General features: G+C 54.2%; 26 protein-coding genes, 1 rRNA gene and 1 pseudogene. 21 read left to right on the forward strand and 7 right to left on the reverse strand.

Going from position 1 to position 26409, the window contains the following annotated elements; translation table 11 throughout:
• The first annotated feature begins 37 nt into the window (after positions 1–37).
• Entirely contained in the window at positions 38–1177 is a 1140-nt protein-coding gene (gene bglB / locus ABRZ26_RS12955) for a beta-galactosidase BglB (RefSeq protein ID WP_319604546.1), read from the forward strand.
• Positions 1178–1366: 189 nt separating this feature from the next.
• On the forward strand, positions 1367–2038 hold the full coding sequence (gene queE, locus ABRZ26_RS12960; protein ID WP_319604547.1) for a 7-carboxy-7-deazaguanine synthase QueE: 672 nt from the start codon (positions 1367–1369) through the stop codon (positions 2036–2038).
• 442 nt (positions 2039–2480) lie between these two features.
• Here the strand turns inward: queE and queD are convergent, their stop codons facing one another.
• Positions 2481–2843, reverse strand: a complete 363-nt coding sequence (gene queD, locus ABRZ26_RS12965; RefSeq protein WP_319604578.1) for a 6-carboxytetrahydropterin synthase QueD — start codon at positions 2841–2843, stop codon at positions 2481–2483.
• Positions 2844–3191: 348 nt separating this feature from the next.
• On the opposite strand from queD, the gene cysJ reads away from it, so the two are divergent.
• The 17 genes and pseudogenes from cysJ to rpoS all read left to right on the forward strand — a co-directional run bounded on the left by cysJ (position 3192) and on the right by rpoS (position 19366).
• Entirely contained in the window at positions 3192–5030 is a 1839-nt protein-coding gene (cysJ, locus tag ABRZ26_RS12970; RefSeq protein WP_319604548.1) for an NADPH-dependent assimilatory sulfite reductase flavoprotein subunit, read from the forward strand.
• A complete protein-coding gene (cysI, locus tag ABRZ26_RS12975) occupies positions 5030–6781 on the forward strand; it encodes an assimilatory sulfite reductase (NADPH) hemoprotein subunit (RefSeq protein WP_319604549.1) in 1752 nt (583 codons plus the stop codon). The genes cysJ and cysI overlap by 1 nt, the downstream gene beginning before the upstream one ends.
• Positions 6782–6793: 12 nt before the next feature.
• Complete coding sequence (locus tag ABRZ26_RS12980) at positions 6794–7528, forward strand: phosphoadenylyl-sulfate reductase (protein ID WP_319604550.1); 735 nt, start codon at positions 6794–6796, stop codon at positions 7526–7528.
• Between the two features lie 138 nt (positions 7529–7666).
• On the forward strand, positions 7667–9109 hold the full coding sequence (gene cysG / locus ABRZ26_RS12985; RefSeq protein WP_319604551.1) for a siroheme synthase CysG: 1443 nt from the start codon (positions 7667–7669) through the stop codon (positions 9107–9109).
• A 9-nt stretch (positions 9110–9118) separates the two neighbouring features.
• On the forward strand, positions 9119–10027 hold the full coding sequence (cysD, locus tag ABRZ26_RS12990) for a sulfate adenylyltransferase subunit CysD (protein WP_319604552.1): 909 nt from the start codon (positions 9119–9121) through the stop codon (positions 10025–10027).
• A gap of 11 nt (positions 10028–10038) precedes the next feature.
• Positions 10039–11484, forward strand: a complete 1446-nt coding sequence (cysN, locus tag ABRZ26_RS12995) for a sulfate adenylyltransferase subunit CysN (protein WP_319604553.1) — start codon at positions 10039–10041, stop codon at positions 11482–11484.
• A gap of 1 nt (position 11485) precedes the next feature.
• Entirely contained in the window at positions 11486–12115 is a 630-nt protein-coding gene (gene cysC / locus ABRZ26_RS13000; protein ID WP_413556217.1) for an adenylyl-sulfate kinase, read from the forward strand.
• 52 nt (positions 12116–12167) lie between these two features.
• On the forward strand, positions 12168–12497 hold the full coding sequence (locus ABRZ26_RS13005) for a DUF3561 family protein (protein WP_319604556.1): 330 nt from the start codon (positions 12168–12170) through the stop codon (positions 12495–12497).
• A 68-nt stretch (positions 12498–12565) separates the two neighbouring features.
• Positions 12566–12853 (forward strand): annotated as a pseudogene (locus ABRZ26_RS13010) (hypothetical protein); the annotation flags it as partial.
• Between the two features lie 10 nt (positions 12854–12863).
• The gene (locus ABRZ26_RS13015; RefSeq protein ID WP_319604557.1) at positions 12864–13466 is read left to right on the forward strand and encodes a hypothetical protein; all 603 of its coding nucleotides are present in this window, start codon (positions 12864–12866) and stop codon (positions 13464–13466) included.
• A gap of 160 nt (positions 13467–13626) precedes the next feature.
• On the forward strand, positions 13627–13956 hold the full coding sequence (gene ftsB / locus ABRZ26_RS13020) for a cell division protein FtsB (protein WP_319604558.1): 330 nt from the start codon (positions 13627–13629) through the stop codon (positions 13954–13956).
• 3 nt (positions 13957–13959) lie between these two features.
• A complete protein-coding gene (gene ispD, locus ABRZ26_RS13025) occupies positions 13960–14676 on the forward strand; it encodes a 2-C-methyl-D-erythritol 4-phosphate cytidylyltransferase (protein ID WP_319604559.1) in 717 nt (238 codons plus the stop codon).
• Between the two features lie 40 nt (positions 14677–14716).
• Positions 14717–15214 (forward strand): 2-C-methyl-D-erythritol 2,4-cyclodiphosphate synthase, encoded by a 498-nt coding sequence (ispF, locus tag ABRZ26_RS13030; RefSeq protein ID WP_319604579.1) that lies wholly within the window; start codon positions 14717–14719, stop codon positions 15212–15214.
• Positions 15215–15216: 2 nt separating this feature from the next.
• Positions 15217–16263, forward strand: a complete 1047-nt coding sequence (gene truD / locus ABRZ26_RS13035; RefSeq protein ID WP_319604580.1) for a tRNA pseudouridine(13) synthase TruD — start codon at positions 15217–15219, stop codon at positions 16261–16263.
• A 128-nt stretch (positions 16264–16391) separates the two neighbouring features.
• Entirely contained in the window at positions 16392–17018 is a 627-nt protein-coding gene (locus ABRZ26_RS13040; RefSeq protein WP_319604561.1) for a protein-L-isoaspartate(D-aspartate) O-methyltransferase, read from the forward strand.
• A gap of 273 nt (positions 17019–17291) precedes the next feature.
• Entirely contained in the window at positions 17292–18320 is a 1029-nt protein-coding gene (nlpD, locus tag ABRZ26_RS13045) for a murein hydrolase activator NlpD (protein WP_319604581.1), read from the forward strand.
• Between the two features lie 53 nt (positions 18321–18373).
• Entirely contained in the window at positions 18374–19366 is a 993-nt protein-coding gene (gene rpoS, locus ABRZ26_RS13050) for an RNA polymerase sigma factor RpoS (protein WP_319604562.1), read from the forward strand.
• Positions 19367–19500: 134 nt separating this feature from the next.
• Here rpoS and proS read toward each other — a convergent pair whose 3' ends face one another.
• The 6 genes from proS to metN all read right to left on the reverse strand — a co-directional run bounded on the left by proS (position 19501) and on the right by metN (position 25201).
• On the reverse strand, positions 19501–21219 hold the full coding sequence (gene proS, locus ABRZ26_RS13055; RefSeq protein WP_319604563.1) for a proline--tRNA ligase: 1719 nt from the start codon (positions 21217–21219) through the stop codon (positions 19501–19503).
• A gap of 186 nt (positions 21220–21405) precedes the next feature.
• Complete coding sequence (gene tsaA, locus ABRZ26_RS13060) at positions 21406–22113, reverse strand: tRNA (N6-threonylcarbamoyladenosine(37)-N6)-methyltransferase TrmO (protein ID WP_319604564.1); 708 nt, start codon at positions 22111–22113, stop codon at positions 21406–21408.
• Positions 22110–22520 carry an envelope stress sensor lipoprotein RcsF gene (rcsF, locus tag ABRZ26_RS13065; RefSeq protein WP_319604565.1) on the reverse strand — a complete coding sequence of 137 codons (411 nt, stop codon included), beginning with the start codon at positions 22518–22520 and terminating at the stop codon, positions 22110–22112. The genes tsaA and rcsF overlap by 4 nt, the downstream gene beginning before the upstream one ends.
• Before the next feature lie 115 nt (positions 22521–22635).
• Positions 22636–23451, reverse strand: a complete 816-nt coding sequence (locus tag ABRZ26_RS13070; RefSeq protein ID WP_319604566.1) for a MetQ/NlpA family lipoprotein — start codon at positions 23449–23451, stop codon at positions 22636–22638.
• Positions 23452–23523: 72 nt separating this feature from the next.
• Positions 23524–24177, reverse strand: coding sequence for a methionine ABC transporter permease MetI (locus tag ABRZ26_RS13075; RefSeq protein WP_319604567.1), 654 nt, complete (start codon positions 24175–24177; stop codon positions 23524–23526).
• The gene (gene metN, locus ABRZ26_RS13080; protein ID WP_319604568.1) at positions 24170–25201 is read right to left on the reverse strand and encodes a methionine ABC transporter ATP-binding protein MetN; all 1032 of its coding nucleotides are present in this window, start codon (positions 25199–25201) and stop codon (positions 24170–24172) included. Before metN ends, ABRZ26_RS13075 begins: the two co-directional genes overlap by 8 nt.
• Positions 25202–25381: 180 nt before the next feature.
• Here metN and gmhB point away from each other — a divergent pair, with 180 nt between their 5' ends.
• Both gmhB and ABRZ26_RS13090 read left to right on the forward strand, forming a co-directional pair.
• Positions 25382–25957 (forward strand): D-glycero-beta-D-manno-heptose 1,7-bisphosphate 7-phosphatase, encoded by a 576-nt coding sequence (gene gmhB, locus ABRZ26_RS13085; RefSeq protein WP_319604569.1) that lies wholly within the window; start codon positions 25382–25384, stop codon positions 25955–25957.
• A 371-nt stretch (positions 25958–26328) separates the two neighbouring features.
• Positions 26329–26409: ribosomal RNA gene (locus tag ABRZ26_RS13090) — 16S ribosomal RNA — on the forward strand; the annotation flags it as partial.

A 26409-nucleotide genomic window follows, 5' to 3' on the forward strand; every position in this document is an offset into this window, starting at 1 on the left:
CGAATTGTTAAATGATAACTCAATTGGATGATTTACTATGACCGTATTCAGTGTAAAACATAGCCCGCTTTTGTGTCAGCCAGAACGCTTCATCTCCCGTGAGGATCTGAAGGCGCTGATTCGTCGTATCACTGATAATCTGGTGAATATTGAAGATAAAACCGGCGAGTTCCTGTTACGACTGGACGATGGCCGGGTGATTGATACCAAAGGCTGGGCCGGTTGGGAATGGACGCACGGCATCGGGTTGTATGGCATCTATCAGTATTACCAGCAAACCGGCGACGAGCAGATGCGGGCCATCATCGACGACTGGTTTAGCGCGCGTTTGGCGGAAGGCACGCCGACCAAAAATGTGAATACCGTCTGTCCTTTCCTGACGCTGGCTTATCGCTATGAGGAAACGCGCGATGCCCGCTGGCTGCCGTATCTGGAGCGTTGGGCGGAGTGGGTGATGTACGAAATGCCGCGCACCCGCAAGCAGGGATTGCAGCACATTGTTTATAACAGTGAAAACACCGAGCAAATGTGGGACGACACGCTGATGATGAGCGTGTTGCCGCTGGCGAAGATCGGCAAGCTGTTGAACCGTCCGGAGTTTGTGGAAGAGGCCACCTACCAGTTCCTGCTGCACGTTCAATATCTGATGGATCGCGAGAGCGGTCTGTGGTTCCACGGCTGGACGTTCGAAGGACAACATAACTTCGCCAAAGCGCGCTGGGCGCGGGGCAATAGCTGGCTGACGGTGGCGATCCCCGAGTTTATCGAACTGCTGGATCTGCCGGAGCACAACGCCACGCGCCGTTTCCTGTTGCAGGTGCTGGAAAGCCAGATTGAGGCGCTGGCGAAATATCAGGATGACAGCGGTCTATGGCACACGCTGATTGACGATCCGCAATCCTACCTGGAAAGCTCGGCGACCGCGGGTTTCGCCTACGGCATCTTAAAAGCGGTGCGTAAGCGCTATGTGGATAAACGCTATGCGCCGGTGGCGGAAAAAGCGATTCGCGGCGTTATCAATCACGTTAACGCGGATGGCGAACTGACCCAGGTTTCCTTCGGCACCGCGATGGGCAACGATCTCGATTTTTACCGTGAAATCGCGCTGACCTCCATGCCGTACGGCCAGGCGATGGCGATCCTCTGTCTGGCGGAGTATCTGCGGGTTTATCTGTAATCATCGGGCGGACATCCCGAAGCGGGTGTCCGCCTTATCGATATCGGGGTTACGACCTCGCTCATCTTGTCTGCCTGTCGATTAATCACGATACCCTGACATTATTCAGAACGCCGATTCGTACCGGGTTTGGCGCGCCGCCGGCGATCTGCGATAATGCGTTTTTACGTTACAGGTATAGTGAAAAACATGCAGTACCCGATTAATGAAATGTTTCAGACGTTGCAGGGCGAAGGCTATTTTACCGGCGTGCCGGCGGTGTTTGTGCGCCTGCAAGGTTGTCCGGTCGGCTGTAGCTGGTGCGATACCAAGCATACCTGGGACAAACTGGCCGAGCGGGAAATGCCGCTGGATCAGGTGCTGGTTAAAACGCAGGAAAGCGATGGCTGGGGCGCCGCCGGCGCTGAGGACATTCTGGCGCTGATCGAACGGGAAGGCTATACCGCGCGCCACATTGTGATCACCGGGGGAGAGCCTTGTATTCACGATCTGGCGCCGTTGACGCTGCTGCTGGAAAAGCACGGCTTCAGTTGTCAGATAGAAACCAGCGGCACGCACGACGTTCTCTGTTCGCCCAAAACCTGGGTGACGGTTTCCCCGAAGGTGAATATGCGCGGCGGGATGAAGGTGATCGATCAGGCGCTGCAACGGGCGGATGAAATCAAGCATCCGGTCGCCCGCGAGCGTGATATCGACGATCTGGATGCCCTGCTGGCCCGGCTGGAGGATGACAAGCCGCGTATTGTGGCGCTACAGCCGATCAGCCAGAAAGAAAGCGCCACCAAACTCTGCATCGCCACCTGTATCGCCCGTAACTGGCGGCTGTCGATGCAAACGCATAAATATTTGCATATCGCCTAGTGTTGCCAACGCCTCATCCTTAATATGACCCCACCCCGGCCTTCCCCTTAGCACTGTCTCTTAGTCACATTTTTATGCGGACTCAGAGGCAGTTTCGTGCGCCACAATGCCGCCATTTCCATGCTACGTCGTAGCACGCGCCCGACATAGGGGGCTCAAACGCCAGCCCCCTATGAACCCGGGCTTCCGGCTAAATTATGCCGCTGCGCGGTGCCATCGGTGTTCTTGACCGCTATTCGAGCCGCCAGTGACGCGTTCCCAACGCGGCACTGGCTTTCGCCGCATCCATGCGGCTCACTCGGCGGTCAAGTCCACCGCTGCATAATTTTTTACGCCGGGTAACGGCAAAACCCGGCATAAGCCTCAGCATTTGTGACTAAGAGACAGCCCTTAGCAGGGGAGGGAGGAATGCTGGCGACGGTTCGCGTGGTTTGAGATACGGCTACTCGCCTTTATACACGCAGCCCGCGGTGCAGGTTTCTTTTACCATCACCGCGCTCAGTTCAGGCAATAAGGGTTTTACCTGTTGCCAGATCCACTGCGCCAGCACTTCGCTGGTCGGATTCTCCAGACCGGGAATGTCATTCAGGTAATGATGATCCAACTTTTCCCACGTCGGCTTAAACGCGGCTTTTAATTCAGCAAAATCCATCACCCAACCGGTATACGCATCAACCTCGCCGGTAATCTCCAGACGAACCATAAACGAATGCCCATGCAGGCGCCCGCATTTATGTCCGGCCGGAACATGAGGCAGACGGTGAGCGGCCTCAAACTGAAAATCTTTAAATAGCGTGGTTGCCATGACGATGCTCTCAGGTTCTTTCACAGAATAGCTTTAATAAATCGCTTTCAAACTAATGTCTTTAAAACCGCCGCATACTACCGGAAATCGCGGCGCGAAGCACGTTTAGTCGCCGATGCGTTGATATCAGGCATGGGGTTGATATCTGAAATTTTGGCCAATACGCCGGCCTATAACACTTTTATCAATAAGGATTATCAGAAAAACCATTTAGTCATTTTGGTTATTTGATATGTCCATCATTTCTTTAATTGTTAAGATACGGATGGTTACCCTTATATTCCATTCATCTTTTTATTGTATGAATTTGTATTAGCCTGGTCACAAGCACAAGGAAATAGAGATCCAATGACAACTCCGGTTTCTCCGACTTCGTTGCTCCCGTTGAGTGCGGAGCAATTAACGCGTCTACAGGCGGCAACCGGTGATTTTTCACCCATGCAGCTTGCCTGGTTGTCCGGTTATTTTTGGGGCGTATTGCAACAGCCGACAGCCCAGCCGCAACCGGGTTCCGCGGCCATCGCCGCGAATCCAGAATCCTCGGCGGCTCTCTCTGTTCCGGTTCAGAGCATCACGTTGATTTCCGCTTCCCAAACCGGCAACGCGCGTCGGGTCGCGGAGCAACTGCGCGATGACTTGCTGAACGCCAAACTGGCGGTGAATCTGGTGAACGCCGGCGATTACAAATTCAAGCAGATCGCGCAGGAAAAACTGCTGCTGGTCGTCACTTCGACGCAGGGAGAAGGCGAGCCGCCGGAAGAAGCGATCGCGCTGAACAAATACCTGTTTTCCAAAAAAGCGCCGCAGTTGAAGGATACCGCGTTTGCGGTATTGGGACTGGGCGACTCCTCATACGAATTCTTCTGTAAAGCCGGCAAAGATATCGATAGCCGGCTGGCCGAACTGGGCGCGGAACGTTTGTTGGATCGCGTTGACGCGGATGTCGACTATCAGGCCTCGGCGGAGCAGTGGCGCCGGCAACTGGTGGATATTCTTCAGGCCCGCGTGCCGGTGCAGGGAACGGCGGTGGCGACGGCCAGCGCGAGCGGCGCGCTGGATGAAATCACCAGCAGCCCTTACAGCAAAGAATCGCCGTTGCAGGCTGCGCTGGCGGTGAATCAGAAAATCACCGGGCGCAATTCGCAAAAGGACGTGCGTCATATTGAAATCGATCTGGGCGATTCCGGCTTGCGTTATCAGCCGGGCGATGCGCTGGGCGTATGGTTTGAAAACGATCCGGCGCTGGTGCGGGAGTTGCTCGACCTCCTGTGGCTGAAAGGCGACGAGACCGTGACGGTGGACGGAAAATCGCTGCCGTTGTCGCAGGCGCTGCGCAGCCATTTTGAACTGACGCAGAATACCGCGCCTATCGCTGAGAAGTACGCGGCGCTGTCGCGCGATGAAACCCTGCTGTCGCTATTGGCGGATAAACCGGCTTTGCAGCGATTCGTTCAGCAGACGCCGCTGGTGGATATGGTTCGCCAGGCGCCGGTTGAACTGACGGCGGAACAGCTTATCGGCCTATTGCGTCCGTTGACGCCGCGTCTGTATTCCATCGCCTCGTCACAGGCTGAAGTGGAAAGCGAAGTGCATATCACCGTGGGCGTGGTGCGTTATGACGTCGACGGCCGCGCGCGCGCCGGCGGCGCCTCCAGCTATCTGGCCGATCGTCTGAATGAAGATGATGAAATCCGGGTGTTTATCGAACATAACGACAATTTCCGTTTGCCCGCCGACCCGGATGCGCCGGTCATCATGATTGGACCCGGTACCGGGATTGCGCCGTTTCGCGCCTTTATGCAACAGCGCGAGGCCGACGGGGCCGGCGGTAAAAACTGGTTGTTCTTCGGCAACCCGCATTTTACCGAGGATTTTCTCTATCAGGTTGAGTGGCAGCGTTATGTGAAAGACGGTCTGCTGACCCATATCGATCTGGCCTGGTCGCGCGATCAGGCGCACAAGATTTACGTTCAGGACAAATTGCGGGAGAAAGGCGCCGAAGTGTGGCGCTGGCTGCAAGATGGCGCGCATCTTTATGTTTGCGGCGACGCCAATCGCATGGCGAAAGATGTCGAACAGGCGTTATTGGACGTGGTGGCCGAGCACGGTGGACTGGATGCCGAGCAGGCCGATGAGTTTTTGAGTGATTTGCGCCTTGCGCGCCGTTATCAGCGAGATGTGTACTAATGAGCAAAAAACCATTATTCAATGAAGAACTCGCCGCGAGTGAAAAACATCCCGGCCCATTAGTCGTCGAAGGGAAACTCGCTGACGCCGAGCGCTTGAAGAAAGAAAGCAACTTTCTGCGCGGCACTATCGCCGATGATTTGCAGGACGGCCTGACCGGCGGTTTCCACGGCGACAACTTTTTACTGATTCGTTTTCACGGCATGTATCAGCAGGATGACCGCGATATCCGCGCCGAACGCGCCGAGCAAAAGCTGGAGCCGCGTCACGCCATGATGCTGCGCTGCCGTTTGCCGGGCGGAGTCATCACGCCTCAGCAGTGGCTCGGCATCGATAAGTTCGCCGCCGAAAATACCTTGTACGGCAGTATCCGCTTGACCAACCGTCAGACGTTCCAGTTTCACGGCATTCTGAAACCGAATGTGAAACCGGCGCATAAGCTGCTGAACAGCCTGGGTCTGGACTCGCTGGCGACGGCCAACGACGTCAACCGCAACGTGATGTGTACCTCGAATCCGGTGGAATCCGAACTGCATCAGCAGGCGTATGCGTGGGCGAAGAAAATTTCGGAACATCTTTTGCCGCGTACGCGCGCCTATGCCGAGATCTGGCTGGATCAGGAGAAGGTAGAAACCACGGACGAAGAGCCGATTCTGGGGGCGACCTACCTGCCGCGTAAGTTTAAGACCACCGTGGTTATTCCGCCGCAGAACGATGTGGATCTGCATGCCAACGATCTGAATTTTGTCGCTATCGCCGACAATGGCCGGCTGGTCGGCTTCAACGTGCTGGTGGGCGGCGGGCTGTCGATCGCACACGGCGATAAGGCGACCTATGCGCGTACCGCCAGCGAACTGGGTTATATTCCGGTGGAACATACGCTGACGATCGCCGAAGCGGTGGTGACCACCCAGCGCGACTGGGGCAACCGCACCAACCGTAAGAATGCGAAAACCAAATATACGCTGGAACGGGTAGGCGTCGAGACCTTCAAGAAGGAAGTGGAAAGACGCGCCGGCGTGGCGTTTGAAGCCATTCGTCCGTATGAGTTCACCGGCCGCGGCGATCGCATCGGCTGGGTGAAAGGCATCGATAATAAATGGCATCTGACGCTGTTTATCGAAAATGGCCGTATACTGGATTATCCCGGCCGACCGTTGAAAACCGGGCTGGCGGAAATTGCTAAAATCCATAAAGGCGACTTCCGTCTGACCGCCAACCAGAACCTGATCGTCGCCGGGGTGCCTGCGCGCAGCAAGGCGAAGATTGAAGCGCTGGCGCGCCAGCACGGATTGATTGACGACGCGGTGACGGATCAACGCAAAAACTCCATGGCCTGCGTGTCTTACCCGACCTGTCCGCTGGCGATGGCGGAAGCGGAACGTTTCCTGCCGGACTTTGTCACCAAGGTTGAAAACATCATGCAGCAGCATGGCGTGGGCGACGAGCATATCATCCTGCGCGTGACCGGGTGTCCTAACGGCTGTGGCCGCGCGCTGCTGGCGGAGATCGGTCTGGTGGGGAAAGCCATCGGGCGCTATAACCTGCATCTGGGGGGGAATCGTGAAGGCACGCGTATTCCGCGCATGTACCGAGAAAATATTACCGAGGCGGAAATCCTCAATGAGATAGACCAGCTAATCGGGCGTTGGGCGAAAGAGCGTCAGGATAATGAAGGTTTTGGCGATTTCACCATTCGCGCCAACATTATCAGACCGGTGCTGGATCCCGCGCGCGACTTCTATGACTGACAGGAGACCCTGATGTCCGAGCTTAATCTTGAAGCGCTTAATGCGTTACCCAAAGCGGAACAGGCCGCGGCGCTGGCGGATGTTAACCAGCGCCTGGAATCGCTATCCGCGCAGGCGCGGATAAGCTGGGCGCTGGAAAATCTGCCGGGAGAATATGTGCTGACCTCCAGCTTTGGCATCCAGGCGGCGTTATCCCTGCATCTGCTGACGCAGCAACGGCCGGATATTCCGGTCATTTTGACCGATACCGGCTATCTTTTCCCGGAAACCTACCAGTTTATCGACGCCCTGACCGAACAACTGAAACTCAACCTTCAGGTCTACCGCGCCGAACTGACGCCCGCCTGGCAGGAAGCGCGCTACGGTAAACTGTGGGAGCAGGGGGTTGAAGGTATCGAGCGTTACAACCAGATCAACAAGGTGGAGCCGATGAACCGGGCGTTGAGCGAACTTAAGGCGAAAACCTGGTTCGCCGGCCTGCGGCGCGAGCAATCCGGCAGCCGCGGGCATCTGCCGGTGCTGGCCATCCAGCGCGGCGTGTTCAAATTCCTGCCGGTTATCGATTGGGATAACAAGCAGGTTTATCAATATCTGAAACAACACGGTCTGGGCTATCACCCGCTGTGGGATCAGGGCTATCTCTCGGTGGGCGACACCCACACCACCCGTAAATGGGAACCCGGCATGAGCGAGGAAGAAACCCGCTTTTTCGGTTTGAAGCGAGAGTGTGGTCTGCATGAGGGGTGAATGGCGGCGCCGGGCGTTTTCCCGGCTTTTTTCGGGTTATTCCATTACGGAACTTGTCATTCCAATTCGGCATTTCATAAGTGTTCCACCCACACCGTATAGTCACTTTATCTATTTTTTAACTTTACTAAGGCGATTGTGAACTATCTTCCCTTATTTGCGGACCTACGAGGCCGTCCGGTGCTGGTGGTCGGCGGCGGCGATGTCGCCACGCGCAAAATCGACCTGCTGCAACGCGCCGGCGCCGAAATAAAGGTGGTCGCTCAGTCGCTGTCAGAACCGTTAGCCGCGCAGCATCAGGCCGGCCGGCTTGATTGGATAGCTCAGCGCTTTATGCCTGAGCAATTGTCGGCGGTGTTTCTGGTTATCGCGGCAACCGACGATAGCCAACTGAACGCCGCCGTTTTCGACGCCGCGAATCAACGCCATCTGTTGGTGAACGTGGTGGACGATCAGCCGAAGTGTTCTTTTATTTTTCCTTCCATCGTCGATCGTTCGCCGCTGGTGGTGGCGATCTCGTCCGGCGGACAGGCGCCGGTACTGGCGCGGTTGCTGCGTGAAAAGCTCGAAGCTTTGTTGCCGCTCACGCTGGGGACGATGGCCCAGTTGGCGGGCGGCTGGCGCGAGCGCATCAAGCAGCGTCTGCATTCTTCCGGCGAGCGCCGCCGTTTCTGGGAACGTCTTTTTTACGGACGCTTTTCCAGTCTGGTGGCGGCGGGACAGGTAGCGCAGGCGGAAGAAGAATTGCAGCGCGAGCTGGAACAGCAGCAAGACGATCAGCAAAAAACGCCCGCTGACCGGGGCGAGGTCGCGCTGGTCGGCGCGGGTCCCGGCGATGCGGGGCTGCTGACGCTGCGCGGCTTGCAGGTTATTCAGCAGGCGGATGTGGTGCTGTACGACAGTCTGGTGAGCGATGAGGTGCTGGATCTGGTGCGGCGCGACGCTGAACGGATCTGCGTCGGCAAGCGCGCCGGCGGCTGTTCGGCCTCTCAGGATGACATTAATCGATTAATCGTTTCGCTGGCGCAGCAAGGCAAGCGGGTGGTGCGTCTGAAAGGGGGCGATCCGTTTATTTTCGGCCGCGGCGGCGAAGAGTTGCAACAGGCGGCGCAGGCCGGCATTTCCTTTCAGGTCGTACCGGGGATTACCGCCGCCGCCGGGGCCACGGCTTATGCCGGCATCCCCCTGACGCACCGGGATTACGCCCAGAGCGCGGTATTTATTACCGGCCACTGCCGCCCTGACGGTCAGGCGCTGGAGTGGGCGACGCTGGCGCGCAGTCGCCAGACGCTGGCGATTTATATGGGAACGGTTAAATCGGCGGATATCGCCCGGCAACTGCTCGCCCATGGTCGTTCCGCCGATACGCCGGTGGCGGTGATCGGTCGGGGAACCCGGCACGACCAGCAGGTGCTGATTGGCACGTTGCGACAGTTGGAACAATTGGCCCGGCAGGCGCCGACGCCGGCGTTGCTGGTGATTGGCGAAGTGGTGAATCTGCACCATCAGATCGCCTGGTTTGGTCAGCAAGCGCTGACGGCGCGGCACGATAGCCGTCCGGCGGTAGTGAATTTGGCTTAAGGAAGAATTATGGACGAGAAACGACTCACTCATTTACGGCAGTTAGAAGCCGAGAGTATTCATATCATCCGCGAAGTGGCGGCGGAATTCGGCAACCCGGTGATGATGTATTCCATCGGTAAGGATTCCTCGGTCATGCTGCATCTGGCGCGCAAAGCGTTCTTCCCGGGATCGCTGCCGTTTCCGTTGCTGCACGTGGATACCGGCTGGAAGTTTCGCGAAATGTACGAATTCCGCGATCGCACGGCGAAGGCCTACGGATGCGAGCTGCTGGTTCACCGCAACCCGCAGGGCGAGGCGCTCGGCATCAACCCGTTTATTCACGGCAGCGCCAAGCATACCGATATCATGAAAACCGAGGGCCTGAAGCAGGCGCTGGATAAATACGGTTTTGACGCCGCATTCGGCGGCGCGCGGCGCGATGAAGAAAAATCGCGCGCCAAAGAACGTATTTATTCGTTCCGCGACCGCTTCCACCGCTGGGATCCGAAGAGTCAGCGTCCGGAGCTGTGGCATAACTATAACGGCCAAATCAACAAGGGCGAAAGCATCCGCGTCTTCCCGCTGTCCAACTGGACCGAACTGGATATCTGGCAGTACATCTATCTGGAAAATATCGATATTGTGCCGCTGTATCTGGCCGCCGAACGGCCGGTGCTGGAGCGCGACGGCATGCTGCTGATGGTGGATGACGATCGTATCGATCTGCAACCGGGTGAAGTGATTGAGCAGCGTATGGTGCGTTTCCGCACATTGGGCTGCTGGCCGCTGACCGGCGCGGTTGAGTCACAGGCGCAAACGCTGCCGGAAATCATCGAAGAGATGTTGATTTCCACTACCAGCGAACGTCAGGGACGGATGATCGATCGCGATCAGTCCGGTTCAATGGAGCTGAAAAAGCGTCAAGGGTATTTCTAAGGAGTCGTCGAATGAACCAGTTTGTTGAACAACAGAATGTGATCGCCAAGCAGATTGCGGAACAAGGGGGCGTGGAAGCCTATCTGCGCGCCCAGCAGGATAAAACCCTGCTGCGTTTTCTGACCTGCGGCAGCGTCGACGACGGTAAAAGTACGCTGATTGGCCGCTTGCTGCACGATACCCGTCAGATTTATGAGGATCAGTTAACCACGCTGCACAGCGATAGCAAACGGCTGGGTACGCAGGGGGAAAAACTGGATCTGGCTTTGCTGGTCGATGGCCTTCAGGCCGAGCGCGAGCAGGGCATCACTATCGATGTGGCTTACCGCTATTTCTCGACGGAAAAGCGCAAATTCATTATCGCGGATACGCCGGGGCATGAGCAGTATACCCGCAATATGGCGACCGGGGCTTCCACCTGCGAGCTGGCGATCCTGCTGATCGATGCGCGTAAAGGCGTTTTGGATCAGACGCGACGCCACAGCTTTATTGCAACGCTGCTGGGGATCCGTCATTTGGTGGTGGCCGTCAATAAAATGGATCTGGTGGGCTATCAGCAGTCGGTGTTTGAGCAGTTTAAACAGGATTATCTGGATTTCGCCCAGCAGTTGCCTACCGATCTGAATATTACCTTTGTGCCGATTTCCGCGCTGGACGGTGATAACGTCGCCAGACCGAGCGACGCCATGGGCTGGTATGACGGGCCGACGCTGCTGGATGTGCTGGAAAACGTCAACGTGGCGCAGCGCAGCCTGACGCTGCCGATGCGCTTCCCGGTACAGTATGTAAACCGGCCCAACCTCGATTTCCGCGGCTATGCCGGTACGCTGGCGTCAGGCGTGGTCAGCGTCGGACAGCGGGTGAAAGTGTTGCCGTCGGGCGTGGAGTCCACCGTTAGCCGCATCGTCACCTTTGACGGCGATCTGCAACAGGCGCAGGCCGGCGAAGCGATTACGCTGGTATTGGCCGATGAGATCGATATCAGCCGCGGCGATCTGCTGGTCGACGGCGCGGAAACCCTGAAACCGGCGCAGAATGCGCTGGTCGACGTGGTGTGGATGGCGGAACAACCGCTGGTGCCGGGCCAGAGCTATGACATCAAGATCGCCGGAAAGAAAGCCCGCGCCCGGGTGGAGAACATTCAGTATCAGGTTGAGATCAATACCCTGACGCAACGGGTAACGGAAAGCCTGCCGTTGAACGGCATCGGCCTGGTTGAGCTGACGTTTGATGAACCGCTGGTGCTGGATAATTATCAGCAACACCATGTCACCGGCGGCATGATCTTTATCGATCGCCTGAGCAATGTCACCGTGGGCGCCGGACTGGTACGGGAAGTGGTCGAACGGAACTATCAGGAACCCGGCGCTTACAGCGCATTTGAACTGGAGCTGAATACGCTGATTCGTCGTCACTTCCCGCATTGGGGCGCGCGTGACCTGCTGGGAGGGAAATAACGTGTCTCAACGCCATCCCTCGTCGCCGCTGCCGGACGATGAAAATGTAGTGTGGCACTCGCATGTGGTGTCTCGTCGGGAGCGCGAGCGCCTGCATGGTCATCAGGGCGTCGTCATCTGGTTTACCGGGCTTTCGGGCTCGGGTAAATCGACCCTGGCCGGCGCGCTGGAACAGGCGCTGCATCGACTGGGGGTCAGCACCTATCTGCTGGATGGCGACAATGTCCGTCACGGACTGTGCCGCGATTTAGGCTTTACCGACGACGATCGGCGGGAAAATATCCGCCGCGTCGGCGAGGTGGCCAAATTGATGGTCGATGCCGGTCTGGTGGTGCTGACGGCCTTTATCTCGCCCCATCGCGCCGAGCGGAAAATGGTGCAGGATCTGCTGGACGACGGGCAATTTATCGAAGTATTCGTCGATACGCCTTTGGCGACCTGCGAAGCGCGCGATCCGAAAGGACTCTACAAAAAAGCGCGGGCCGGAGAACTGCGTAATTTCACCGGCATCGATTCCGTCTATGAAGCGCCGGACGCGCCGGATGTTCATCTGGACGGTGAACAATTGGTAACAAATTTGACGGATCAACTGTTAGATCTGCTCCGCCGGCGAGCTATTATCAACCTCTGATCGCTTTCTCGTCCCGCGTTCGTGCGGGGCGAGGAAATTGCAGGGGAAAACGATGCAGAATGTCACTCGGCTAACAGCCGCCAATACTGACGCAGTGCGGGACGATGACGGCGTCTCCCCTTTCCTGCTGGGAACCGGCGCCGGTTTTTGTTTTTATTGCCTGGCGTTCATCCTTCCTTTTCTGGTTTATAACGCGAATGCCGCGTTTTTCCTGCTGCTTTACACCTGGCCGTTCTTTTTGGCGTTAATGCCGCTGTCGCTCATTATCGGCGCCGGGTTCTCTTATCTATTTTACTCACATATCTGGTACGCCTTGTCGGCAACCGCGCTGACGGTTTTTTCCCTGGTCTGGCTGGTTTTCTCGTTTCTTACCGGCTGGTGATACGAGATCGAAAAGCGCGTGGTTTTTGGTGTTGAACCTCTCCCAAAAAAGTCACAGCGTGGTTTCAGGGGCTTAATCGTGCGGGGCGTAAACGGATCACCGAGGAGATTATTCGCGCACAGAATCCTGGCATTTCTAATGCGGATATTAAGGCCTCAATGAGAGCTGGCGCCTATCCGAAACGATTTCCAACTGAAATGCTTCAGAAGGAATTGCAAAGGGAACTTGTTCGTGCAGTGGTTAACACCTCAGCATTCGCTGGTAGTGCATTAACGGGTACAATTCGTCATCCGCAAAATTTAGCACAGGGGGGGAAATATGTGATTGGTACGATCCAATCCTTCTCTGCTAACTAAGGACGAAAAAATGTTAACTAAAGCATGCAAAGCGCGCCTTCAACATTGTAAAGAGGCTGAAGCGGCGATCAAGAGTGTCAGCCGGGATGAGTTGGTGATGCTTAAAGATCGTCTAATGGCGGACATGGGGATGCCAATCGGCATGCACACCCTCGGTGTTCCGCTTATTCTTAGCGTATTGTTCATGATTTTGAGCTTCTCCATACCGCAATTGTCTTTATGGTCGACAATTCTGTCTTGGCTATCGCTGCCCGCTTATACCCTGTTTGCTTATATCGTCCCCGCAGCGCTTGTTTTCGCGGGAGCGAATAGCGTTATCGTTTTTATGATAGCGCGTGGCTCCATGCGCGCGGTAACAGCGCACATTTTCTTGGCGCAGGTAACATTTCTTTGCTCGGCAATCTATTTTATAAAATCATTGATTGGCTATTTTAATTATGAGCCTTCTTCGGGGATCTATTTGTTGAGTTCGCTTGCGGGGATGGCGTCTATCAGTATCAGTTTTCGTTGCATCAACTCGAAAGCTTTTTTTTCGATGTTGAGTTACATGCTGCATAACCGGGTATGGCGAAAATTATTGAAGTTGAATCAACACGCCACCTCGTCACGCTAATCTCTATACTCATCAATTAAGTGGAGAACATACTTTTTGACAACGTCATGATTTCTCCTCGTTACAAATAATTCGTCTTTATACCTGAAAGGATCTCGTTAGACAGTGTGGAGTCGAAGCAAAAGTTATGGGATGATTAGGCGGTTTTTCAGGGGGCGGGATGGGAAAGCTTACGCTGTTATTATTGGTAATACTTGGCTGGCTTCAGTATTCGCTGTGGCTGGGCAAGAATGGTGTTCATGATTATGTTCGGGTAAAAGACGACGTTGTCGTTCAGCAAGGGAATAATGCCAAGCTGAAAGCCCGAAACGAACAACTGTTTGCGGAAATCGACGATCTGGACGGCGGACAGGAAGCGATTGAAGAGCGCGCGCGCAATGAGCTGGGCATGATTAAACCCGGTGAAAGCTTCTATCGCCTGGTTCCTGAGTCCGGGGTCCGTAGCAGCACAACCAGCCCGTCATCTTTACCTAACAATACGTCACACTAACGAATGCGAAAACAAATTGCTTCCCTGCCAGAGGTTGTTGCTGTCTTACCTGCCGCCGGCAACGGCAGCAGAATGCAAAGCGCTTGCCCCAAGCAGTATTTAACTATCGATAATAAAACCATTCTGGAGCACGCGATTAACGCGCTGTTGTCCCATCCCCGCATTCGCCGCGCGATCGTCGTCGTCAGTGCCGACGATACCCGCTTCCATTCCTTGCCTATTGCCGCCGATCCTCGCGTCAGTGTGGCGATCGGCGGTAAACAACGGGCTGATTCCGTATTGGCGGGGCTCGATAGCGTGGAGGATGCCGAATGGGTGCTGGTGCATGACGCGGCGCGTCCTTGCCTGCATCAGGACGATCTTGAACGGTTACTGAGCATTACCTCGCGGAGCGATGTGGGCGGAATTCTGGCGTCTCCCGTCCGTGATACCATGAAACGCAGCGCGGGAACGGCGATTGAGCACACGGTGGAACGTAACGAACTGTGGCATGCCCTGACGCCGCAGCTGTTTCCGCTCGCGTTATTGAAAACCTGTTTACAGCAGGCGCTGCGCGATGGGGCGACAGTGACGGACGAAGCCTCCGCACTGGAGTATTGTGGTTATCATCCACAGTTGGTCAGCGGACGAGCAGACAATATCAAAGTTACCCGTCCGGAAGATCTGGCATTGGCGGCATTTTATTTAACGAATTTACGGCATAGCCGTTCAATTGAGTAAACCTATATTCTAACGACATAAGTCATAAGGAGAACGCATGATGCGTATCGGTCACGGTTTTGATGTTCATAAATTTGGTGGCGAAGGTCCGCTGGTGATCGGTGGGGTGCGCATTCCTTATTCTCAGGGGCTGCTTGCTCATTCTGATGGCGATGTTGTTCTACATGCGGTAACGGATGCGCTGCTGGGCGCCGCCGCGCTGGGCGATATCGGCAAGCTGTTTCCCGATACCGATCCGGCATTTAAAGGGGCCGACAGCCGCGTGTTGCTGCGAGAGGCGTGGCGGCGCGTCACCGAAAAAGGCTATCGACTGGGCAATCTGGATGTCACGATTATTGCTCAGGCGCCGAAGATGGCTTCCCACATTCCGCAAATGCGCGTCAATCTGGCCGAAGATCTGCAATGTCACATGGATGATGTGAACGTTAAGGCCACCACAACCGAACAACTCGGATTTACCGGGCGCGGCGAGGGCATCGCCTGTGAATCCGTCGCGCTCCTGGTGAAAAATGACGCGGGCGGGATCGTCGCATGGTAGGGATGGAAAAGCAGGCGTCGCTGACCTGGCTGCATGGCGAACCTCGGGCGTCGGGCGTACTGAAGTCCAGCGCGGAAGATTTCAGCGTTATCGAGGATTTGGGTTTTCAGCCGGACGGCGAAGGCGAGCATATCCTGGCGCGCATCCGTAAGCGCGGCTGCAACACGCAATTTGTGGCGGAGGCGCTGGCGAAATTTGCCCGTCTGCCGCAACGCGCGGTGAGTTATGCGGGTCTGAAGGACCGCCATGCGGTTACCGAGCAATGGTTTTGCCTGCATATTCCGGGTAAAACCGCCCCTGACTTAAACGATTTCTCACTGGAAGGTTGTGAGGTGCTTGAATTTGCCCGCCATCGCCGTAAATTGCGTATTGGCGCATTGCAGGGGAACGCGTTTACGCTGGTGTTGCGTGAAATCAGCGATCGGGAAGAGGTGAATGCCCGTTTGCAGCGGATTGCGCAAGACGGCGTACCCAATTATTTCGGCAGCCAGCGATTTGGTAAAAACGGCAATAATCTGGAACAGGCGCGTCTTTGGGCTAATAATGAAATTCAGGTTAAGGCGCGCAATAAGCGAAGCTTTTATCTTTCCGCCAGCCGCAGCGCGCTGTTTAATCAGGTCGCCAGCGCGCGTCTGGCGCAGCAGTCGGCTAAAACCGTGTTATGCGGCGATGCATTACAATTGACGGGGCGGGGCAGTTGGTTTGTCGCCAGGCCCGATGAGCTGTCTGTTTTACAGGCGCGTCTGGATGGCGGCGAGCTTCAGGTAACGGCGCCGTTGCCGGGGGATGGCGCGTTAGGCACGCAGGATGCCGCGCTGGTTTTTGAACAAGAGAATCTTATCGGCCAGGAAACGTTGCTGTCTTTATTGCAGCGTGAGCGGGTCGAGTCGGCCCGTCGTTCGATATTATTGTATCCGCAGCAGATGAGCTGGGACTGGCGGGATGACGCGACGGTTGAACTGAAATTCTGGCTGCCGGCGGGAAGTTACGCCACCAGCGTCGTGCGTGAAATACTAAACCCGCAGCAGGACGTGGACATCAGCGCCTGATGTACCGCGGTTTCTTTTTTTCTTGAACGGACGCCTGTGACAATAATGACTGTGGCTGCAATTTTCACCCCGCGGGGGAAAATGAGTGTATCGACGACGAGGTTAACCAAAGCTGAGGTTAGCGGGGTATGGTAAATAAACGCGTGCAAACGCTGCTGGCGCTATTGCGTCAGCAGGGAATACAGGATGAGCGCCTGCTACAGGCGATAGCCGCCGTACCCAGAGAACGTTTTGTCGATGAGGCTTTTGAGCATAAAGCCTATGAGAATACGGCGTTGCCGATAGGTTCCGGCCAAACGATTTCGCAGCCTTACATGGTGGCGAAAATGACGGAATTGCTACATTTGACGCCGGTTTCCCGCGTCCTGGAGATAGGCACCGGTTCGGGCTATCAAACGGCGATTCTGGCGAATTTGGTTAAGCACGTCTGCTCCGTCGAGCGTATTAAAGGACTCCAGTGGCAGGCTAAGCGCCGTCTTAAACAGCTTGATTTGCATAATGTTTCTACCCGCCATGGCGATGGCTGGCAGGGCTGGGCGTCGCGCGGCCCTTTTGATGCCATTATTGTCACGGCCGCGCCGCCGGAGATCCCCCGCGCCTTGCTGGAACAGTTGGATGAAGGGGGCGTGATGGTGCTGCCGGTCGGCGAGCAATCACAAACGTTACAGGTGGTAAAGCGTCTCGCGGGTGAGTTCATTATCCAAACGGTTGAAGCAGTTCGGTTTGTTCCGCTAGTCAAAGGCGAATTAGCCTGATACGGTGGCGACGACTCCAGCTAGTCGTCGGGAATTGAAGATTTCAATACAACGGGTTTATGGTATGAACGTGCTGATATTGCTAGCATCAGATAAGGATTTTGTCTCTCCGATGCCGCTTATGCGTCAGAGATGAAGAAATGGCGATCTTTCTCATTCTGACTGACGAAAAATACCTGAACTCAGCTACGCTACAATGGATATGAGCCACAAATGTCTGAACTGATTACTGAATTTTATAGTTATAGGGGAGTAAGGCGCATGGGAAGCCGAATGATGAATTTGCGTCAGATCGCTGCTTGTACGTTTGTTGTCTTAGGGTTAGCCGGATGTTCTCACGATAATACCCAATCCGCGCCGATCAGCAGCGTCGGCGGAAATTCGGGCGGCGGCAGAAGCGGCGTGTCGACTCCCCCTCCGTCGCAGATCACGACATCCTCCGAGTCGAAAGTGGCCACGCGCGATGGTCGAATCGTTTATAACCGCAGCTATGACAATATCCCGAAAGGGAGTTATAACGGCGGGAATACCTATACGGTCAAGCGTGGCGACACGCTCTTTTATATCGCCTGGATCACCGGCAACGATTATCGGGACCTGGCTCAGCGTAACCATATTCCTGAGCCGTATAGTCTGAATGTCGGTCAGACGCTGGCGTTGGGCACCAGCGTGAACACCGGCGGCTCGTCAGGCGGCGGAATGCTGGCGACGACGGGCGCTGCCGGGGGGGGCGTGCCGGTTCCGCCGTCTAATAGTCAAATCCAAACTAATCAAATGCAAACTATGCCGGTTGCTTCTCAGTCGACTAACGCGTATTCTGATAACTCGGGTAAACAGAATGTAGGTAAGATGTTACCTACGGCAGGGGCTGCTACGACCGCTCCTGTTACCGCACCAGCGGCTGTTGCCAGCAGCAGTGCCACTGTTGCTGTCGGCAGTTGGCGTTGGCCCACAGATGGGAAAGTCATTGATAGTTTCTCCGATTCGGAAGGGGGAAATAAAGGGATTGATATCGCCGGCTCTCGTGGACAATCCGTTGTTGCTACCGCCGGTGGGCGTGTAGTGTATGCGGGCAACGCTTTGCGAGGTTACGGTAATCTGATAATCATCAAGCATAATGATGACTACCTAAGTGCCTACGCTCATAATGAAAGTATGCTGGTCCGGGAGCAACAAGAGGTCACGGCGGGGCAGAAAATAGCTACCATGGGTAGCACCGGCACCAGTTCAGTTCGTTTGCATTTTGAAATTCGTTACAAGGGGAAATCCGTAAACCCGCTGCGTTTTCTTCCGCAGCGATAAATCGGGCGGAGTATTTCGGTATTCTGCCTTGGGATCACGGGTAGGAGCCACTTATGAGCCAAAATACGCTGAAAGTTAACGAGTTACATGAAGATGCTGATTTTGAAGAGAATGGACTTGGCGTTTTTGAAGACAAGGCGCTGGTAGAGGAAGAAACCAGTGATAATGACTCAACAGAAGAAGAGTTATTATCACAAGGGGTTCCGCAGCGTGTTTTAGATGCGACTCAGCTCTATTTGGGAGAAATTGGTTATTCACCGCTTTTAACTGCCGAAGAAGAAGTCTATTTTGCCCGGCGCGCGTTGCGTGGCGATTTGCCGTCGCGCCGCCGGATGATCGAGAGTAACCTGCGGTTGGTGGTCAAGATCGCTCGCCGTTACAACAATCGTGGTCTGGCGCTATTGGATCTGATTGAAGAAGGTAATCTTGGTCTGATTCGTGCCGTTGAGAAATTCGATCCTGAGAAGGGGTTTCGTTTTTCAACGTATGCCACATGGTGGATTCGACAGACGATAGAACGGGCGATCATGAACCAGACCCGTACTATTCGACTGCCGATCCATATCGTTAAAGAACTCAATGTCTATCTGCGTACCGCGCGCGAACTTTCTCATAAACTGGATCACGAACCGAGTGCGGAAGAGATCGCCGAACAGCTTGATAAGCCTGTCGACGATGTCAATCGCATGTTGCGCCTGAATGAGCGCATAACCTCGGTTGATACCCCGTTAGGGGGTGATTCGGAAAAAGCGCTGTTGGATATCCTGGCGGATGAAAAAGACAATGGGCCGGAAGACACCACTCAAAACAACGATATGAAACAGAATATTGTTAAGTGGCTGTTTGAACTTAACGCTAAGCAGCGTGAAGTGTTGGCTCGTCGTTTCGGTCTGTTGGGATATGAAGCGGCCACGCTGGAAGATGTCGGCCGGGAAATCGGCCTGACACGCGAGCGTGTTCGTCAGATTCAGGTGGAAGGCTTGCGTCGTCTGCGGGAAATCCTACAGGTGCAAGGGCTGGATATTGAAGAATTGTTCCGTGAATAATGCCGCTGGCAGAGTTTAATGGAACAAAAAATGGTGGGGTCGCCCCACCATTTTTTTATGTCGCTTTAGCGCCAGACGATGACGTTACGACGCACAGCGTCCTTCCCTATGCGGAAAGGACAGCCCACAGACGATTAGCGAACAACGTTCGCCGCCAGGAAATCAACGATTTCGCTGGTTTTGATCATCTGTTTCTCACCGCCGCGACGACTTTTATATTCAATCTCTTCATTATCCAGATTGCGATCGCCAATGACGATGGTGTGCGGTACGCCAATCAGTTCCATATCGGCGAACATCACGCCCGGACGCTCTTTACGGTCATCCAGCAGCACTTCGATACCTTTCGCCCGTAATTGCTGATAGATATCTTCAGCAACTTCTTTCACGCGGAAAGATTTGTGCATATTCATCGGCAGAATAGCGACGTGGAAAGGCGCGATAGCGTCAGGCCAGATAATGCCGCGGTCGTCATGGTTCTGTTCAATAGCCGCCGCCACCACGCGGGTCACGCCGATACCATAGCAACCCATCGTCAGAATCTGATTACGTCCGTCTTCACCCTGGACGGTTGCCTTCAGGGCTTCGGAGTACTTGCTGCCCAATTGGAAAATATGGCCGACTTCAATACCGCGCTTGATTTGCAGCGTGCCTTTTCCATCGGGGCTGGCATCGCCTTCCATCACATTACGAATATCGGCAACCAGCGGCAGCGCGACGTCGCGCTCCCAGTTGATGCCAAAGTAGTGTTTGCCGTCAACGTTGGCGCCGGCGCCGAAATCACTCATCGCCGCAACGGAGCGATCGACTACGACCGGGATCGGCAGGTTAACCGGACCCAGCGAGCCGGGGCCTGCGCCGACAATGGCACGGATCTCTTCTTCAGCGGCAAACGTCAGCGGACTGGCGACCAGTTCAAGTTTTTCGGCTTTAACTTCATTCAGTTCGTGATCGCCGCGAACCAGCAGTGCAACCAGCTTATGGCCGCTTTCCTCGGTGGCTTTCACCAGCAACGTTTTAACGGTTTTCTCAACCGGCAGTTTGAATTGCTCAATCAGCTCCGCGATGGTTTTGGCATTTGGCGTATCAACCAGACGCAGTTCTTCGGTTGCTTCGGCCCGGCCTAATTCAGGCGCAACGGCCTCTGCAAACTCAATGTTCGCCGCATAGTCGGATCCGGTAGAGAAAACGATATCGTCTTCGCCACTGGCCGCCAGCACCTGGAACTCATGGGAGGCGTTCCCGCCGATAGAGCCGGTATCCGCCTGAACCGCTCTGAAATCCAACCCCATGCGGCTGAAGATCTTGCTATAGGCGGCGTACATCGTATCGTACGTTGCCTGCAATGATTCCTGGGACGTATGGAAAGAATAGGCATCTTTCATCAGGAACTCGCGCGAGCGCATTACGCCGAAGCGAGGGCGCACTTCATCCCGGAATTTGGTTTGAATCTGAAAGAAGTTCAACGGCAGCTGTTTATATGAGCTGATTTCATTACGAATCAAATCGGTAATGACTTCCTCATGCGTCGGGCCGAGGACGAATGGGCGTTCGCCGCGATCGACGAAACGCAGTAATTCCGGACCATACTGCTCCCAGCGACCGCTTTCAACCCAGAGATCGGCGGGTTGCACAACGGGCATGGACACTTCGATCGCGCCCGCGTTGTTCATTTCTTCCCGAACGATGTTTTCAACTTTTTTCAAAACCCGTAAGCCGGTTGGCAGCCAGGTATAAAGGCCGGAGGCCAGTTTGCGGATCATTCCCGCGCGAAGCATCAACTGATGGCTGATGACTTCCGCATCGGCAGGCGTCTCCTTCAGTGTGGAGAGCAGGTATTGGCTAGTACGCATGGTGTTTTAGTTCCGTTAGAACAAAGAATGGCATCAGGCTGCCAATGCAGCCGAAGATATAAAAAGTGGCTTAGTTTACCAGTGTGCGCCGTTCGTCAAAAGAGACTCCGAACAATTTTATGCCGGTTAGCGCGGTTCGCTGCTTATGGTCGACCATCCTTGGCGCTAGAAAAGGTCGCCGCGTTTTTAGCGCGTTTCAAGACACAGCACTTCCGTTCGCTGCGCCGATACCCGCCAGCGGACGTTAAATTCCAGCAGCAAAACGGCATATTCTCTCTCGTCGTCCTCACCTTTGCGATAGGCCGGGCGCGGATCCTGCGCTAATACCTGGGTGATAAAACGTTTTAAGTGGGGATGCTTGTCCTGATGCCCGGCGATTTGCTGTTCAGCCTGCGGTGAAAAAACAACCGGCATTGCGGCTTCCGGAGCCGACTGGGCAAAACCCGCCCGGGCATGAGGCTGACTTTCCGCAAATGGCAGATAGGGTTTGATATCCATTACCGGCGTCCCATCCACCAAATCAAGACTTCCCAATGCCAGCTTCACCGTATCGCCTTTGATGTGAATCGCTTTCAGTTCCACCAGCGACATGCCGATGGGATTGGGCCGAAAGGTCGAACGCGTGGCGAAGACGCCTACGCGCGCATTTCCGCCTAATCTGGGAGGCCGAACCGTAGGGCGCCAGCCGCCTTCCATTGTTTGATGGAAAACAAACAGAACCCAGATATGACTGAAGTCAGACAGCCCGCGTACGCATTCCGCCTGATTGTATGGCGGTAATAGCTGGAGTTCGCCTCCGCCATCTTCAATCAGACCTGGTTGTCGCGGAATGGCGAATTTTTCTTTATAAGGAGAGCGAATAACGCCGATCTGATTGAACAAAAACGGTTTCATTGATTAGAGACTTGTAATGCCGTGCCTTGGCAAACCGCCTGACGATAACAGCCGGCGACGCCGCTGATAATCTGACAGTCATGCAGCAGGACCGCATTGGCCCTAATGGCCGTAGCCCGGTTCTGCATTCTCCGGCGGGCGTTGGCGATGTTCGGCGGCGCATCCTGAGCGCTGACCTGACAAGACGAGCCGGAAACTTCTCCCATATCACGGAATGGGCTGCCAACCAGCTCTTCCGCGCTTTTGTATAACACCGCCGGCGCGAGCGGTCGTGTCGTCGGCTTGGGCTTAGCCGTCGGTTCTACTTTCGCTTCGCTAGTGGGGTGATGTTTTGGAGCGGATGGCTTCTGCAATAGAGAACATCCTGTTAGCGACATTGCCAACAGAATAAGCGGTAGGGCGCGCATATGATTTCCTCAGTTCTTTCTCCAAGAGCGGATATTGAAGCAAGCTATTGCACAAATAACAAGACGGGCCGAGGCCCGTCTTAGCGATATATTTTGTAAAGGTGGTAATAATGGTCTACCAGCCTTTAACCGCACCGCCGTTAAAGATCTTATTTGCCGCGGCGTTTACTTCCTCAGACTGATAGGCCTGGACGAATTTTTTCACATTGTCGGCATCTTTATTGTCTTCGCGTGCAACCAGCAGGTTGACATAGGGAGACTCTTTATCTTCGATAAAAATCCCGTCTTTGGTCGGCGTCAGGTTGATTTGGCTGGCATAAGTGGTATTGATAACCGCCAAAGCGATCTGGGCGTCATCCAGCGAACGCGGCAACTGCGGCGCTTCCAGTTCGACCAGCTTCAGGTTTTTCGGATTTTCCGTTACGTCCAGCACGGTTGGCAGCAGGCCAACGTTTTCTTTGAGTTTAATCAGCCCCACTTTCTGCAACAGCAGTAACGTCCGGCCCAGGTTGGTCGGGTCGTTTGGCACCGCTACCTGAGAACCATCCTGCAATTCATCCAGCGACTTTATTTTCTTAGAGTAACCGGCAATCGGGTAAACGAAGGTGTTGCCTACGGAGACCAGCTTATAGCCGCGATCTTTAATTTGCTGGTCCAGGTAAGGTTTGTGTTGGAAAGCGTTCAGGTCGATATCGCCTTTGCTCAACGCCTCGTTTGGCAAGACATAATCATTGAAAGTGACTAACTCAACGTCCAAACCGTATTTGTCTTTCGCTACTTTTTGCGCAACTTCCGCAACCTGCTGCTCTGCGCCGACAATGATGCCTACCTTGATATGATTAGGATCTTTTTCTTCCTGACCACATCCCGCTACAGCCAGTGCGCCAATCAATGCGCCGATGGCTGCGATGGATTTCAATTTGATAGCCATATCCTTCCTCTAATTATAATTAAAAGTCTTCGTGACATGGGCCTGGAATAAGCTCATGCCTGTTTTTAACGCTTACTTATGCGTGACGGCTTTTACTGCCCGATCGCCACAGAATTGAATCAGATAAACCAGAATAACCAGCAAGACCAATACCGTATTCATTACCGTCGCGTTATAACCAATGTAACCATATTGATAACCAATTTGACCCAGACCGCCGGCGCCCACCGCCCCGCCCATGGCGGAATAGCCAACAAGGGTGATGAGCGTGATGGTCGCGGCATTAATCAAACCCGGTAATGCTTCCGGCAGCAGGATTTTTCTGACGATTTGCATGGGGGTCGCGCCCATGGCCCGTGAAGCCTCAATCAGTCCTGTTGGAATTTCCAGCAGGGTATTTTCCACCATACGGGCGATAAAGGGCGCGGCGCCGACGGTTAATGGGACCATCGCCGCCTGTAGGCCGATGGATGTGCTGACAATAATGCGGGTAAAGGGGATCATCCATACCAGTAAAATAATAAAAGGAATGGAGCGGAAAATATTCACCAGTGCTGAAAGCACCCGGTAAAGTTTGGGGTTGGCGATAATCTGCCCCGGTCGGGTGACGTAAAGCAATACTCCGACCGGTAGACCCAACACAAAACCAAAAAAGCCGGAAACCAATGTCATTGCCACTGTTTCCCATACACCACGGGCCATTAGCCACATCATGGCTTCAGACATAACCTAATACCTCGATATTTGCATGGTGATCTTGCAGGAATTTTATTGCTGCCTGGGTATCCGCCTCCTGGCCGTGCATTTCCGCCAGCATAATGCCGAATTTTACGCCGCCTGCATAATCCATCTGCGCGCTGATAATATTATTGTTGACGCTAAAACGCCGCGCCACTTCGGAAAGCAGCGGAGCATCCACGGACTGACCGGTGAACTCCATGCGCAGCAACGGCACCGAACCTTCCCGCTGCGTCGGCGTTAAACGTTCGACATAGTCTTCAGGAATATCCAGGTGCAGTGTTGAATGAATGAATTGTTGCGCCAACGGGGTTTTTGGATGAGAAAACAGTTGTCCCACTGTATCTTGTTCAATCAGACATCCGTCGCTGATCACGGCGACCTGGTCGCAAATACGCTTTACGACATCCATTTCATGGGTGATCAAGAGAATCGTCAGATCCAGACGACGATTGATATCTTTAAGCAAGGTTAAAATAGAGCGGGTTGTTGCCGGATCCAGAGCACTGGTTGCTTCGTCGCATAATAAAACTTTCGGGTTGCTGGCCAATGAACGGGCTATTGCCACACGTTGCTTTTGTCCGCCGGAAAGGTTGGCCGGATAGACGTCGTGCTTGTCGGATAAACCGACGATATCCAGCAACTCGTTTACCCGGCGCTTAATCTCGGCCTTTGGCGTGTTATCAAGCTCCAGCGGGAGGGCGATATTGCCAAAAACCGTGCGCGATGAAAGCAAATTAAAATGTTGAAAAATCATGCCGATCTGGCGGCGAGCCTGCGTTAACTGGCTTTCCGATAGTTTCGTCAGATCCTGACCGTCAACCAGCACGGTACCCCGGGTGGGACGCTCTAATAAATTGACGCAGCGGATCAGCGTGCTTTTACCCGCGCCCGATGCGCCAATGACGCCATAGATTTGTCCTTTTGGAACATGAAGGTTTACATTGGCAAGCGCAGTAATCTCTCGACCATTTTGCTGAAAAACCTTTGTGATATTAGAGAGTTCAATCATAACTTTTTATTATAAACGCCTATGGCAGAATCATTCATATTCTGAGTAGTCAGAATGTTAGCTGGATGGTAGGGCGTCTAGACGTCTAAGTCAATTGGCATTGTCGCTCCCCCGGCATTCTCTCTGATGACGAAAACATGCGATACTAACCGGCAATTTACGCCATCAGGAGCAAAGTAAGTGGCACAAAGTGTTCCAGCAGTTTTTCTTGATCGTGACGGTACGATTAATGTCGATCACGGATATGTTCATGAGATCGATCAGTTTCAGTTCATTGAGGGCGTCATTGATGCCATGCGTGAGTTAAAGGCTATGGGATTCGCGCTGGTCGTCGTCACCAACCAATCCGGTATTGCCCGTGGCAAATTTACTGAAGATCAGTTTATGCAATTGACGGAGTGGATGGATTGGTCATTGGCCGATCGCGGCGTGGATTTGGACGGCATCTATTTTTGTCCGCATCATCCTGAACATGGGAGCGATGAATATCGCCAGGTTTGCGATTGCCGCAAGCCGCAACCAGGCATGCTGATTTCCGCGCAGCGCCATTTGAATATCGATATGGCCGCTTCTTATATGGTTGGTGATAAAGCCGAGGATATGCAGGCGGGAATTGCCGCAGGCGTAGGCACAAAAGTTCTGGTTCGTAGCGGAAAGCCCATCAGCGCGCAGGGCGAATCTCTGGCTGATGGCATCATCGCTAGCCTTGCCGAGCTGCCTCAGTGGATAAAAACGCGCATTAAATCGACCAAGTGAATGAATGTTGCGCAAACGAGAAAAAGTTAGCGATATTCGCTTGCGCTTCTGCATCGGCTCCCTATAATGCGCCTCCATCGACACGGCGCTGTGAACACAACGGCGGGTCGGTAAGAAAAAGAGAACGATGTTTAAAATAAACATTGACTCTGAAAGAGGAAAGCGTAATATACGCCACCTCGCGCAGCGGCCAAGGCCATCGCGCACTGCTCTTTAACAATTTAATCAGACAATCTGTGTGGGCACTCACAAGACCTATCGGCTAACGATATAAAAAAGTCTTGAAGAGTGACTAGCAGTAAATTCATTACGAATGAACAGTTACTAATTCTTTGAGCACAGCTATTAACTTAGCGAATCAAACAAATCTTAAATTGAAGAGTTTGATCATGGCTCAGATTGAACGCTGGCGGCAGGCCTAACACATGCAAGTCGAGCGGCAGCGGGAAGAA

It is taken from the genome of Brenneria sp. L4-2C (genome assembly GCF_040240335.1).
Classification (GTDB): Bacteria; Pseudomonadota; Gammaproteobacteria; order Enterobacterales; family Enterobacteriaceae; genus Brenneria.

Coding starts and splice junctions, on each gene's coding strand:
- ABRZ26_RS12980 (WP_319604550.1), top strand. CDS start 6,794: ATGTCCGAGCTTAATCTTGAAGCGCTTAATGCGTTACCCAAAGCGGAA.
- ABRZ26_RS13005 (WP_319604556.1), top strand. CDS start 12,168: ATGCAGAATGTCACTCGGCTAACAGCCGCCAATACTGACGCAGTGCGG.
- truD (WP_319604580.1), top strand. CDS start 15,217: ATGGAAAAGCAGGCGTCGCTGACCTGGCTGCATGGCGAACCTCGGGCG.
- rcsF (WP_319604565.1), bottom strand. CDS start 22,520: ATGCGCGCCCTACCGCTTATTCTGTTGGCAATGTCGCTAACAGGATGT.
- ftsB (WP_319604558.1), top strand. CDS start 13,627: ATGGGAAAGCTTACGCTGTTATTATTGGTAATACTTGGCTGGCTTCAG.
- cysJ (WP_319604548.1), top strand. CDS start 3,192: ATGACAACTCCGGTTTCTCCGACTTCGTTGCTCCCGTTGAGTGCGGAG.
- tsaA (WP_319604564.1), bottom strand. CDS start 22,113: ATGAAACCGTTTTTGTTCAATCAGATCGGCGTTATTCGCTCTCCTTAT.
- proS (WP_319604563.1), bottom strand. CDS start 21,219: ATGCGTACTAGCCAATACCTGCTCTCCACACTGAAGGAGACGCCTGCC.
- ABRZ26_RS13015 (WP_319604557.1), top strand. CDS start 12,864: ATGTTAACTAAAGCATGCAAAGCGCGCCTTCAACATTGTAAAGAGGCT.
- ABRZ26_RS13075 (WP_319604567.1), bottom strand. CDS start 24,177: ATGTCTGAAGCCATGATGTGGCTAATGGCCCGTGGTGTATGGGAAACA.
- cysI (WP_319604549.1), top strand. CDS start 5,030: ATGAGCAAAAAACCATTATTCAATGAAGAACTCGCCGCGAGTGAAAAA.
- ispF (WP_319604579.1), top strand. CDS start 14,717: ATGCGTATCGGTCACGGTTTTGATGTTCATAAATTTGGTGGCGAAGGT.
- queD (WP_319604578.1), bottom strand. CDS start 2,843: ATGGCAACCACGCTATTTAAAGATTTTCAGTTTGAGGCCGCTCACCGT.
- ABRZ26_RS13040 (WP_319604561.1), top strand. CDS start 16,392: ATGGTAAATAAACGCGTGCAAACGCTGCTGGCGCTATTGCGTCAGCAG.
- cysN (WP_319604553.1), top strand. CDS start 10,039: ATGAACCAGTTTGTTGAACAACAGAATGTGATCGCCAAGCAGATTGCG.
- nlpD (WP_319604581.1), top strand. CDS start 17,292: ATGATGAATTTGCGTCAGATCGCTGCTTGTACGTTTGTTGTCTTAGGG.
- cysD (WP_319604552.1), top strand. CDS start 9,119: ATGGACGAGAAACGACTCACTCATTTACGGCAGTTAGAAGCCGAGAGT.
- queE (WP_319604547.1), top strand. CDS start 1,367: ATGCAGTACCCGATTAATGAAATGTTTCAGACGTTGCAGGGCGAAGGC.
- bglB (WP_319604546.1), top strand. CDS start 38: ATGACCGTATTCAGTGTAAAACATAGCCCGCTTTTGTGTCAGCCAGAA.
- rpoS (WP_319604562.1), top strand. CDS start 18,374: ATGAGCCAAAATACGCTGAAAGTTAACGAGTTACATGAAGATGCTGAT.
- ispD (WP_319604559.1), top strand. CDS start 13,960: ATGCGAAAACAAATTGCTTCCCTGCCAGAGGTTGTTGCTGTCTTACCT.
- metN (WP_319604568.1), bottom strand. CDS start 25,201: ATGATTGAACTCTCTAATATCACAAAGGTTTTTCAGCAAAATGGTCGA.
- ABRZ26_RS13070 (WP_319604566.1), bottom strand. CDS start 23,451: ATGGCTATCAAATTGAAATCCATCGCAGCCATCGGCGCATTGATTGGC.